Annotated in this window: 14 protein-coding genes; 8 read left to right on the top strand and 6 right to left on the bottom strand. The window is 51.1% G+C overall.

Features of this window, described 5'->3' with window-relative positions; all coding sequences use genetic code 11:
- The first annotated feature begins 17 nt into the window (after positions 1-17).
- From MRJ96_10225 to MRJ96_10215, 3 genes are all read left to right on the top strand, one after another.
- Positions 18-566: a TlpA family protein disulfide reductase gene (locus MRJ96_10225; protein MDR4501814.1), complete on the top strand. Its 549-nt coding sequence runs from the start codon at positions 18-20 to the stop codon at positions 564-566.
- Positions 563-874 (top strand): hypothetical protein, encoded by a 312-nt coding sequence (locus tag MRJ96_10220; GenBank protein MDR4501813.1) that lies wholly within the window; start codon positions 563-565, stop codon positions 872-874. The genes MRJ96_10225 and MRJ96_10220 overlap by 4 nt, the downstream gene beginning before the upstream one ends.
- Positions 875-952: 78 nt before the next feature.
- On the top strand, positions 953-3181 hold the full coding sequence (locus MRJ96_10215) for a TonB-dependent receptor (protein MDR4501812.1): 2229 nt from the start codon (positions 953-955) through the stop codon (positions 3179-3181).
- Positions 3182-3301: 120 nt separating this feature from the next.
- On the opposite strand, the gene MRJ96_10210 is transcribed toward MRJ96_10215, so the two are convergent.
- Both MRJ96_10210 and MRJ96_10205 read right to left on the bottom strand, forming a co-directional pair.
- Positions 3302-4258, bottom strand: a complete 957-nt coding sequence (locus tag MRJ96_10210) for a hypothetical protein (protein MDR4501811.1) — start codon at positions 4256-4258, stop codon at positions 3302-3304.
- A 92-nt stretch (positions 4259-4350) separates the two neighbouring features.
- Entirely contained in the window at positions 4351-4518 is a 168-nt protein-coding gene (locus MRJ96_10205) for a hypothetical protein (GenBank protein MDR4501810.1), read from the bottom strand.
- Positions 4519-5083: 565 nt separating this feature from the next.
- Here MRJ96_10205 and MRJ96_10200 point away from each other — a divergent pair.
- From MRJ96_10200 to MRJ96_10190, 3 genes are all read left to right on the top strand, one after another.
- A complete protein-coding gene (locus MRJ96_10200; protein MDR4501809.1) occupies positions 5084-5680 on the top strand; it encodes a cytochrome c in 597 nt (198 codons plus the stop codon).
- Positions 5681-5743: 63 nt separating this feature from the next.
- On the top strand, positions 5744-6067 hold the full coding sequence (locus tag MRJ96_10195) for a hypothetical protein (protein MDR4501808.1): 324 nt from the start codon (positions 5744-5746) through the stop codon (positions 6065-6067).
- A gap of 474 nt (positions 6068-6541) precedes the next feature.
- Positions 6542-7033, top strand: coding sequence for a hypothetical protein (locus MRJ96_10190; protein ID MDR4501807.1), 492 nt, complete (start codon positions 6542-6544; stop codon positions 7031-7033).
- Positions 7034-7128: 95 nt separating this feature from the next.
- On the opposite strand, the gene MRJ96_10185 is transcribed toward MRJ96_10190, so the two are convergent.
- A complete protein-coding gene (locus tag MRJ96_10185; GenBank protein ID MDR4501806.1) occupies positions 7129-7278 on the bottom strand; it encodes a hypothetical protein in 150 nt (49 codons plus the stop codon).
- Here MRJ96_10185 and MRJ96_10180 point away from each other — a divergent pair.
- Both MRJ96_10180 and MRJ96_10175 read left to right on the top strand, forming a co-directional pair.
- Positions 7277-8368, top strand: a complete 1092-nt coding sequence (locus MRJ96_10180; GenBank protein MDR4501805.1) for a tetratricopeptide repeat protein — start codon at positions 7277-7279, stop codon at positions 8366-8368. The two genes, MRJ96_10185 and MRJ96_10180, sit on opposite strands and share 2 nt — an antisense overlap.
- Before the next feature lie 135 nt (positions 8369-8503).
- Entirely contained in the window at positions 8504-9115 is a 612-nt protein-coding gene (locus MRJ96_10175; protein MDR4501804.1) for a Slp family lipoprotein, read from the top strand.
- A 112-nt stretch (positions 9116-9227) separates the two neighbouring features.
- Here MRJ96_10175 and MRJ96_10170 read toward each other — a convergent pair whose 3' ends face one another.
- The 3 genes from MRJ96_10170 to MRJ96_10160 all read right to left on the bottom strand — a co-directional run bounded on the left by MRJ96_10170 (position 9228) and on the right by MRJ96_10160 (position 11951).
- A complete protein-coding gene (locus tag MRJ96_10170) occupies positions 9228-10166 on the bottom strand; it encodes a hypothetical protein (GenBank protein MDR4501803.1) in 939 nt (312 codons plus the stop codon).
- A 259-nt stretch (positions 10167-10425) separates the two neighbouring features.
- Positions 10426-10995 (bottom strand): response regulator, encoded by a 570-nt coding sequence (locus tag MRJ96_10165; protein MDR4501802.1) that lies wholly within the window; start codon positions 10993-10995, stop codon positions 10426-10428.
- Positions 10996-11300: 305 nt separating this feature from the next.
- Entirely contained in the window at positions 11301-11951 is a 651-nt protein-coding gene (locus MRJ96_10160) for a hypothetical protein (GenBank protein MDR4501801.1), read from the bottom strand.
- Between the last annotated feature and the right edge of the window lie 44 nt (positions 11952-11995).

Genomic DNA, 11995 nt, shown 5'->3' with positions numbered 1-11995 from the left:
TTCCCGTGACACTCTTCATGCGACTACCCTCTGCCTGGATCATCTTGTGCTGTGTATTGGTGATGACGCTATTGAGCGTTGAGAAATCACGAGCCTCTTCCGACTTTGAGAATTTCCATATCTCTCGTGAACAGGCCGGGACGCCAATGCCGTCTTTTGAACTCAAGACCCTGCAAGGAACTGTCATTCGTTCCGCATCGTTGAAGGGCCGCCTCGTGCTATTAAATTTCTGGGCAACCTGGTGTGGTCCGTGTAAGGACGAAATGCCGGCGCTCGGCCGGCTTCAAGAACGACTCCACGACGAAGACTTCCAGTTACTGACGATCACGTCCGACCTCCAAGCAAAAGCCATTCGCGCGTTCCTCAGCATGGTCAACGTCGACATTCCTGTGCTCTTGGATGAAACGCAAGCCGTCTCGAACGCGTATATGGCTCGGGCACTTCCACTGTCGGTCTTGATCGGAAAAGATGGGCGCATGATCGGCCGAGCCATGGGTCCCCGTGACTGGGACAGTCCCTCGATGATCGCCTTCATTCAACGTCTGCTTCGTGAGCCTGCTCAATGAAAATGAACCGGTTCGTCGCCACCATAGTTTGGGGGTTCGTGATCTGGCTCTTGCTGCTCATGAGCGTCACCGCATTTTGCGCCACGGCTCACGCTGAACCCGGTCACGCTCACAGTCACCAGCAATCGTCTCACCTCTCTCTCTGTTTCTTCGCCTGTCAAGCTGGTTTTGGTTCTCTGGCAGCCCTCATTGTGTTTGTCTCTGCGCGTAGTATCCACATGACCCGTTTCTTGGCCCCGCCTTTATCTGCCTCTTTTTCGGACATCGATACCCTCGTCTTCCGCCAAGGTCGAGCTCCTCCAGCTTAGTACCTGACCGCTCGCAACACATCATTCATCGACTCAACTTCTTCACACGGTCTCGTTGTACAAGGAGGATATTTGCGCATGCGCAAACGACTGACGAACTCGCGCTTTTGCATGATCATTTCACTGTTCGCATCCATTGTTTTCATCGGTCTTACAACCATAAGCTTGGCAGCCGACTCCGCCTCTCTCCCCTCTGAATTCCAAGAAGAGGAACTTCACGAGACGGATCAACCTCAAGTCGAAACACTTGACCCCGTGGTGGTGACGGCTACACGCACGCCCAAAACCGTCACACAGGTCCCGGGCGCCGTGAGCGTCATCAATCAAAAACAGATCCTACAAGCTAATCCGGCCACGGGAGTTGATGAAACGCTTCGGATCGTGCCTGGAGTGTACGCCGAACGGCGCTTTGGTCCCGATGATGTCCGGATTTCCATCAGGGGAACCGGACAACGCGCGACGTTCGGCACCCGTGGAGTCCGTATTCTGATCGATGGCATTCCCCTCACGGAACCGGACGGACAGACTCGCCTGGAGCCTATCGAGTTGGATGCCATTTCGCGCGTGGAGGTGTTGCGAGGCCCCAACTCCGCGCTGTACGGCAATGCTTCGGCAGGCGTCATTAACTATGTCATCGAGGAAGGATCGAACGATAATCAATACATCGAAACGCGCTTCACGTTTGGCGCGTATGATTTTTTTAAGAGTCGGGTCAAAGCCGCAGGTGCTCTGCTCGACGACCGCTTGAGTTACATGGGGAGCTACTCTTTCCTGGATTCTGACGGATATCGCGATCACAGTACGGTCCGGAACCAGCGTTTTTTCGGTAAGCTGAAATATCGCATCAACGATCAATCTGATGTTTCCCTCATCGTCACGTATAGTCGGCCGGATATCGATATCCCCGGAAGCCTCACCAAGACAGAAGCCGAAACCAATCCTCGCCAAGCCCAGCAAACGCTCAATGCCGTGCCTCCCGCGACGTTCCCGCGAACCACACCATTTTCAGCCTTCGATCCCAAGAGAAAAGATGAACGCTTTCGACCATCATTGACGTACCGAAATCAATTGACACCAAATCAGGAAATCAGCCTTACCGGGTTCTTGGGCACACGGGACTTGAATCACCCGCTCTGTTGTTTTACAGGGAGCTTTCTGACTCTACGCCGTGTCGAGTGGGGTTCGTTCGTCAAGTATACCAACACGACGCCGATCTTTGGCCTCCCGAACCGTATGATCATCGGCTATGACTATCAGGATCAAAACAGCGTGAATAAGAACTTCGATAACGTGCTGGGACGGCAAGGCACGCTGCGCGTCTACAATCAAGCCAGGACGAGCCAGGACGGATTTTACGTGCAAGATGAATTTCATCCCTTTGAGATGATCGAATTGATGGCGGGCGTGCGTTACAGTCAGGTACGCTTTAAGGTCAAGGATCATATTCCGAATGTAGGGGGAGACAGTTCAGGACGTCGAAACTTCGCTGAAACGACTCCCATGGGGAGCATTCGATTTACGCCCGCGGATTGGGCAAATTTTTACGTGACCATCAGCTCCGCATTCGAAAGCCCGACGAGCACAGAGTTTCGCAACCCCGACGATCCGACGGGCGCCGGACTCAACCCAGGACTGAAACCCCAACGCTCCACCAACTATGAATTTGGGATCAAAGGAACAGTCGGCAACCAACTGTACTATGATTTCGCCATTTACCGTCAACGCTTTCGTGACGAGTTGATTCCCTATAACGCTCCGGGCCCCTGTTTTTTCGTGCAATGTTTTCGTAATGCGGGAAAATCTGATCATGATGGTTTTGAACTGGGCATTACCTATCGCCCCATTCCTGGGCTCACGCTCCAGACGGCGTATTCCTACGCCGATTATCGATTCCGGCGCTACATCGTCAATGGGGTGGATGTCTCGGGCCGTCGCCTTCCCGGCATTCCGGAACATCGCATCGTCTTCGACACAACCTACGAACATTCTTCCGGATTCTACGGAGGCTTCGAATGGTTGTACCAAACGGCCTACTTTATTAACGACTCCAATCAAGAATCCACCGCACCCGGTGCAGCCGGGAACGATCAAAAGAATCCTTCTTATACCGTGACGAATCTGAAGGCAGGCTACAATACGATGATCGGCAGTCAATGGTCACTCGAAATCTTCTCGCGCCTGGACAATATATTCGATGCGAATTATTTCACATCGAGTCTCAATCCAGGCACGAGTCCGTCTTTTTTACCATTTGTTGGACGCAATGTCTTTGGAGGATTTTCTATTCGGTATCTGTTCTTGTCGTGACATGCATCAGGGGGAGATCGCACTCAGCTGAACAACAATCCCTGTATTCCGATAGCGACTCTGAGACCTGCACATGCTTCACCCTTGAACGAGGCAAGCTGTTGATCGCGAAGTGAAGCGTTATCGAGAGGGGTCACCCGAAACGGCGGGATCGATGACCACAGTTAACGCATTGTGATCACTCAGTACACCTTTCAACGGGAGAACTTGAGGGTTTTCAACCTGGAGGTTTCGAACAGCGATCAGATCCGGCCCCACATGACGAACCAGCGTGAGTCCGTTCGCTTCGAGGAATTCCTCTAGAATCTTACCGTCTTGAGGTTCTTGCTCGGAGCGAAGGTTGGAATCCATGCCGATTAACAAGGGAGCGCCTTGAGGGACAAGACGTTTCAAGGCATTTGTGATTTGTCGGAATTGCAGGACTCGGGCGTCGATGCTGGCCTGCCCTCGTCCTGAATCCATGTGACTATTCAGTGCCCAAAACTTTTCAAAATTCACCAACTGAAACCCTTTGGAAAAAAAATCATCGGCCTTATTGCGTTTCGTATTCCATCCCGCAAAGGCCTCATAGGGTTCGGAGTAGACCGGGCCCGGCTCTTCCCTAGCTAACATCAACAGGCCAGGCGTGAGACAAATTTCACAGAATGCCCGCAACGGCCACCAGTCTCCGCCACCACCTTCCTCGAACACGGGATGATGTGACCACGCGTGATTGGTATAGCGAGCAATCTGCGCGGGACGGACATAGGCTTCTTGAAACAAGACGAGATCATACCGTGTGGCGATCTCGCCGATGCACACCACTTCACCTTCCGTATGCCCTCCCTTGGCAATCGCGGACTCTCCAAGAAGACGGTCATGAATATTCCAGACCAATACGTGAACTCTATGGCCGGTGGATACGCTAGGAAGGCCGGACTCATCGATTGTCGCCTGTGTTTTCCAATCGATCAAACAGGCTTCTGTAAAATCCGGCTTCGTTTCGAATTTTCCGACACATGCACTCATGGCCACGACAAGCATCATGCACATGAGACGGGAAAGGCCGTGTTGACTCTTGAAATAATCAAAGGTCATATTTGGTCATGGATCGATAGAGACAATATAAAAAAAGGCGGATGAATAACTCATCCGCCTTTGCGATCGCACGGTTGGGGCTTCTTGGAATCTTACACAGACTGATAGGTGGTCTGCCCCTCAAACTGACGTTCCCAGTCAGCTTTGACCAGCCAGGCCGCGTCAACGGCATTCTCCATTTCCTTACGTGACAGACCTGCCTCTACAGCCACCTTGCACATGGTCCTGAATGCATCGGAGATTTCCAATGGGTTCGTCATAATAGTAGCCCCCTTTTTTAAGGTTCCTCAACACCACCTTCATGTTCCGGCACACAGTGACTCATCAAAATTCGTGACGATGAATAGCTGTGAAACAAGGAATAGATGATGCCGATAGGTCAGTCTATTGAAGAGTAGACTATCAATTCTTTATATGATTGTAACAAGGATTTAACAAAAAATTAATGCAATGTGTATTCCAGTTCACATCTCAAAAAATTCATCAAGAAAATTCAATGGATAGAACTGAAGCATGATTGATCCGGATTTTAGCATAGGGGAAAGGTGCAGGTGAAACCATACAAAGGGAGAGGTAAGTGTCAACTTTCTTTCCTTTTTTTGTAAAAGCCGATCCTTAAGAATAGATGCCGAGAGCCTTGAAACTGTGTTGACAAGGGAACGCTTTAAATGCAGGTCGAGTTCAGAAGGGAACATGGTTGAAAAAAAATTCAGCACTGCCACACGGTATAATGTGTAGCGTTTGGTTTGTTGGAGTGGTTGATTTGGTGATTTGGGCGAAGCGCAGGAGCTATGGTAGGCTGAGGTGGCTTTAGGGAGGATTGTGTTGAAAACTTGGATCATCTCGGTAAGTATCGGCATTCTCATCTTGCTCCTGCTGACCTCGTGGTTGCTGCCTGGGGCCTTTAGCGCGAAAGGGAAACCGTCCGAACTCGAAGTGACACTGGCAAGACTCGCACGACATTGGGCAACTCCCTCCCAGTATCGAAACGCGAGCAATCCTGTCCAATCCGGCCCCGACGTTCTCGCTGATGCCCTGCATCATTTTGCCGATCATTGCTCGACCTGTCACGCGAATGACGGAAGCGGGAAGACGGCGATGGGGCCTAATTTTTACCCCCCTGTGCCGGACCTGCGAGATGAAGTCATTCAATCGATGTCGGACGGAGAATTGTTCTACGTGATTCATTTTGGCGTTCGATTTACCGGGATGCCCGCATGGGGAGACGGGAATCCCGACAAAGACTTGGACAGTTGGGGGCTGGTCCATTTTATCCGTCGCCTCCCGAACATCACGCCGGATGAAATCAAGACGATGAAGACCTATAATCCGAAGACCCAGGCGGAACGAGAGAAAGAAGAAGCATTCGATCGATTTATGGCAGGAGAAGACTTTGAACCCACCGACGACCATCATCATTAATATTCATCCGAAATATTCATCCGCCCCCTCATCCGTGAGGTCTTACGAACGAAAGGAGCGCTCATGACACGCTGGTTTTCCATTCTAATTCTCACCCTTCTCATATTGACCCCCTGTATACTGTGGGCTCATGGCGGTCACGAGCATGTGCTCGGGACGGTCACGGAGTCGACCGCTGACCATATCGTCGTCACGACCCCCAAGGGCGAATCGGTTTCCATCCTTATCGGATCGGAAACCAGCTTTCAGCAGAACGGCGTAGAAACGAAAGACTCACGCCCGCAAGTCGGCGATCGCCTGGTTGCTGAAGTGAGAAAAGATGGAGGGAAATTTCTGGCCGAGGACATTCGCTTTGCTACGCCAAAATCCAAGAAAGCGGAGAAATGACATTCCTCCCAGGTCTAACGAACATTCAGGACTTCAGACCGCCGCCCCTTCACAGCTCGTGAAGGGGCCTCCAAGCCAACCATCCCCCCTCGGCTTTTAAGAGCCAGGGGGTTCTGAACAAACCACCCCACCACCTCATTTCTCACAAAAAACGATAGAAGTGTAGCATTGGTGAGCAAGCATCTGTAGACCATCACTTCCACGCAGCCTATACTTCCTCATCTCTTTCAAAGATTCTGGTATCATCGGCCACTGAACGAAGGAGCCGATCAATTCGTAGAGATTGAATATCGTATTTTGGGTGAAGAGTCGCGAAGGGCCTTCCAAAACTTCTTTGCTACACTCTTTCCCAATTCCATGGGGAACGATCGGGGTGAAAGGATGGTTCGCCTACCTCCCTCATCCCGATCCTTCATGGGTACAACCGACACCGTTTTACAAATTATTTTCTGTTCCCAACAAAGGAGGATCGTAATGCGGACTTATTTCGTTGGCTTGGGATTAGGACTCTGTCTTGTCCTGGGAGGCGTACCTTCAGCCCTGGCTCTCCAATCAGGAGGCGTGGAAATCGGTGATCTGGAAACAGGCTCAGTCGTCGGCCAACCCTTTGCAGAATTAGATGTTGATTTGTCTTTGACGGCCGCCAACGTTGCCGGCAGTGATGGATGGTATCCCCCGACATCCGTGTTGAATCTCACGAGGTCCGGGACAGGTGGACGAGCCGGTCGCCCGGTCCTGATCAAAGTGACGAATAAACTCCAAAAAGACTACACGTTCCATCTGTCGGCGGATTCTTCTCATGCTGGACCATGGTCGATGGAAGCCAAAGTCCACCTGAAACCAGGTGAAACCAAGTATATCGGAATCCCGACAAGTGACCTGACCTATGTCACGGCCAATAATGTCTTGAACTACAGCAATCCTGAATCAGGAGACCCGAAAGGTCAATTAATCATACTCCGATAGCAACATCTAGACTGCAAAGACACGCAACCACGAGAAGCCCTGGGCTCTTCATGACAGAGACCGGGGCTTTTCCTTTTTTCCCTTGTCGATCTTTTCTATAATTGAACATTCGAGGTACGTGCATCCAGGCCTGGTAACAAGGCCGATAGATCAATCGTATCGGGTTTGTTCTTTGATACGTTTCCTGTCCGGTCATTCCTGACATTCGGATCATTGCTATCAAACATGAATGAGGTGGTCTTCATGGGACGTCCCCCAGTAACATCGAGGTTTCTTTCCAATACGATCATGGTCGGCATCATATTCCTGACTGCCACTTTTCTGCCCCCCACGATCGAGGCCTATGCTCACGAAGCGCGAGAACTGTATAATCAGGCGTTGTCTCTGACGCAAGAAGGGCAAATAGCCGAAGCCGAACGTACGCTCAAACAGGCTATTGCCCAATTCCCGCGTTTTGCCGATGCTCATCACCTGCTTGGCATTCTCCAGTTTCGACAAGCGCCAGAGTCCGCGGAAGCAGTGTCAGCATTGCGTCAAGCCATCGCCCTCAACCCCAACTTTGCCAAGGCTTATTATGACCTGGGGCTCATTCTCATCCATCAGCAACAGTTTGACGAAGCCCGAAAAGTCTTACACACGGCGTTGAAGGTACACCCGAACTATTGGCAAGCGCAGCTGACCCTGGCTCAACTTCATGAGCACACGCAGGAGTTCGCAAAAGCCAAGAAAGGCTATGAAACAGTCTTGGCGGTTGCACCCTCTGACGCGGAGGCGTTGTACGGTCTTGCCTACCTCGATAATCAGGACAACATGATCGAGGAAGCTCTGGCTCTAACCAAGAAGCTTACGTCTGCTCATCCACAACATGCGAAGGGCTGGCATTTGCTCGGACGGCTCGCTGAACGGCAATCGGAGATTCCAACCGCCATTGACGCCTACAAGAAAGCCATTCAATACCAGCCAGACCTCCCCCGTATTCATTATGACCTTGGGTCGCTGTATCAGGTTCAACGACAACCTCAACTGGCCATCGAGCAATTCGAACTCGCCACACAGCTCGACCCGACACACGCCGAAACGCAACTCAACTTGGGATTGCTCTACGCGGAAAATAAACAATTCGAACAGTCCGAACAGGCGTACACGAAAGCCATCGAATTAGATCCAACTCTGATCGAAGCGTATTACAACCTAGGGACGTTCTATGAATTTTACCGGAAAGACACGGCACGCGCCCTGACCTTCTACCGGAAATACCTAGACTTAGGCGGAGAGGACGGCCGGATACAGAAATTGGTCGAGCAGGTTGCAAAGAGTCCTGAAACGGCTCCGTAGACGGGCACTGCCATCAGCCTGGATGCATCTGACTCTCATCCAAACGAGAGGGATTCCAGGATATCGCCCGAGTATCGCCGGAATATCGCCAAGGGATCGATTGAATTCCGATAACAAACGCGATATCGTGTAGCTATGATCACACAAGCCGATACATGGAGGCCCCGTCTGACGTACACATTGCGCCACCACAATTGGTGGCTTAGTCTTTTGGTATGCCTGCTTCTCACGGCTTGCTCGTTCACGCCTCGTTCCATTGTCCCGCAAACTTTAGAAGGCCAGATTAATCATGAGATTTCCTTCCTGCAGATCAAGGAATCACCTGATACGCACGCCGGCACCCTAATCCTGGTCGGCGGGGAAGTGTTATCGGCAAAACGATTAAAAGACCATACCCGCTTAACCGTCCTGGAGCTTCCCCTGTCCAGCGACCAAGAGCCCACGACCGATCGGACGCTTTCTCAGGGACGCTTTATAGCCCGTCAAACAGCGTTCCTTGATCCGGCGACCGTTCCTCCCGGCACCCGCGTGACACTCGTCGGAAAAGTAACCGGCTCCCATACCGAACTTCTTGACGAGATGGAATACACCTACCCCACCTTGTCCATCGAATACTTGAAGGTTTGGGAAGATGCCGATGACCTCGGCTATCGATACCGCCCTTACGCTCCCCCACCGTTCTGGGGGGGACCGTACTGGGGATACTATGGGGGTTTCTATCGCCCCTATCCTTACTGGTATTGGTAGTAAGAAGAATGTGTTCTGGCGAGAGAAGAAACCGGCAAGAGAGGGTTCCACTGGCAGGAATCGACAGATCTATTCGCTATATTCCAGTCGAGAACTTCCGAAGCCTCGAACGTTAGCTCGTCAAAAATGAAGACAGGAGTTGCACAAAATCAGCGCTGGAGTCATGGCGTGAGTGCGAGAACTCTGCGATCAGACTGACCCCCTCCTCTCCGCCATTCAACAGCAGGATGACGGACGTACCTTCCAGATGCCATTGATCGACAATCGTGAGGTGGCCTCGCTTCAATGCGCGACCCCAGAGTTCCGGAGCATACTGATACAACTCGTTTAGCCAGATTTTTTCTTCGTTTTGCGGTGGTCCATAGATTTGCGCGATCCAGTTTTTGACTTTTTTATAGTTGAGAAGAGGTTGCGCGTCGTTCTCTTCTTCTTCAGTTTCAAAGTAATACTTGCTCGTGTTTAAACGATCATGCTCAAAACCATAGGTCAAGAATGCATCAATACCCACAATCCGAGTCTGATACCCCAACCGATGTTCTCCCGGCATCAGTACTCGCGCATCTAATTCCCAAGACAGCTTGGCTGTTTCTTTGGTCTTCACCTCGGGAATGCTCATGCCCCAACTCGCACCGAGAAAAACATAGCGGCGAGTCGGCGTGGGAAGCATGGTTTTTTGGAGAAGCGCCTCGGAGCCTGAATTCAAGGCTTGGTCAGCCGAATAGACGCCCGAGGCTTTGTCATAGGCTCCCATGGCCGAATCCGCCATTTCAGGATTGTGATGGGAAACAGATTCCGACTCCGGATTGTGCGGCTCACGTTTATCCGTTTCCGTTACCGCCTCATGCCCCATTTCCTGCTCAAAGCTGGAGACGGTTTGCGGCGGGGAAAAGTCTTTCAACGCATCAGATGACTCCGGCACGACAAGATTTCCATGGACGTCGCGATGCTTCACGAGATGAATAAACTCATCATAATTGCCGGCATAGCCGGCCGTTCCCACAGCCATAACCAGTGAGAAGACAAGACTTCCTGAAAAGATTCTATGTTTCATGATCGCGTCACTCTTCCGTTTGATGATGAAGAACTCCATGCACATCACTGAACATACCCCCAGCGTTCTCACTGGCCGAAATTTTCGCTCAACTACGAAATTCTTCTCGGCTCTTTTATGAAAATCTTTAAGGAACGTGCTGAATCATACGGTGACCAAAGGCCCGATTCATCCAGAAAGCCATTGTGAACCAGGAGCTTCGGGGTAGATAGAGTAAAGAATCGAGCCAGAAATGCCTTACAAACTCTTTACCGTATGACTAGCATAATGCCGTTTTTCCGAGCCAATCACTCGGACCGGGTTCGCGTCGAGCAAAAGGAAGATCGATCATTTCAGACCAATTATTCACGAGATTCTTCATCATCTCGATGTACCCCTGAAAGGTCCCGGGTTTGGTGATGTAACCGTTGACTCCCAACAACGAAGTCTTGAATATATCCTGCCCGGATTTGGACGTGGTGAGGATAATGACTGGGATGCGGGCCAAGGCTGGATCCGTCTTAATTTCCAGGAGGGCTTCGCTCCCGCTTTTTTGCGGCATGTTGAGGTCTAACAGAATCACGCCCGGACGCGGAGAAGTTTCGGCATCGGCGAATTTTCCTCGATTGTACAGATAATCGAGGAGCTCTTTTCCATCATGGACGAACCGAAGCTCATTCCCTAACCGGGCTTCTTTCCACGCTTCTTCGGTGAATCGCCGATCATCGGGATTATCTTCCGCCACTAACACAGTCCACGGCAACCCGTACAGGCTCTGCCTCGCGTCACGGATTATCATGGGTTCTTCGAGCCGGACATCATCCATCGTCATCTTTCCATCCAGGTTCATAATCGGTACATGCTCCTACATTAGGGTTGGTTCATCAATCAAATAACTCACGCGAAGAAACAGCCGTATGGCTCACGACTGCATTCGTAGCATGAAACGCGGGTAAAGACGTTGAGACTATTGCTTGTCAAACTGAGAAACTGGAGTAGGCATTGAGGACTGGAGGTGTTCCAGCCTATTCAGGGGTATCATCTCGCCACGCTGCTCTCCTCGCACAGGTCATTATCGGAAAGGACACTGAAAACTTGCGCCGGAAACCATGTTTTCTTCGGCCAAAACGAGAAAAAATTCTGAAGCAGGAATGGTTACGAGGCTTCGGCTGTCGGCTGGGGAACGCAAAGATTACGGGGATTGAGAAGATATTTGATCGAAGCAAGTTCCAACGGATGTGGCTTCCCGAGGGGACGGTCCCCGAAATCGTGAATTTGGAGAAGCTCATCCCATCCACTCACCCGGGTGAGCAACGGATGTGAGACACCTTGATTCCAGGGCTGATTCATTAAGAACACCCGAACTCCGGCTTCACAATACGCCAGGGCATGAACGGGATGGTCATCAACGGCTAAAACAATATTCTCTGCAACATCGGCTTTTTCTTCGGTGAGGTAGAGTTCTTCAAATGGGATTCGATGTCTCTGGAGCCATGCGACTGTTTGAGGACGGGATGTTGGCCGTCGAGCAGTAATGATCGCTATCTTGTATCGACGTTGCAGTCGCGTTAACGCCAACCGTGCTCCCGGCAACAGAGACAAACGCGGGATAGAGTGTTCATGAAATTGTGAAAAAATTTCCTCTACGATGTCTTTCGGTAACTGGGCGCTATCCAACCCTCCAGCACTTCCGTACACTCCCAGAGGCCATGGCGACCCCGTCAGATCACCATAAATTCGCTGAACTTCTGGCTCGGCTTTCGCCAACACATTATCGATATCGACCGCAAAACAAGGACGTGTCATATTCTATCTAACGTGGAGGCTTAATCTTCCGGACCCGAACAATA

The sequence above is a fragment of the Nitrospirales bacterium genome (genome assembly GCA_031315865.1).
Lineage (GTDB): Bacteria > Nitrospirota > Nitrospiria > Nitrospirales > UBA8639 > JAGQKC01.
Note: the sequence above shows the minus strand (reverse complement) of the source record. Positions and strands in the feature narration are given on the sequence as shown.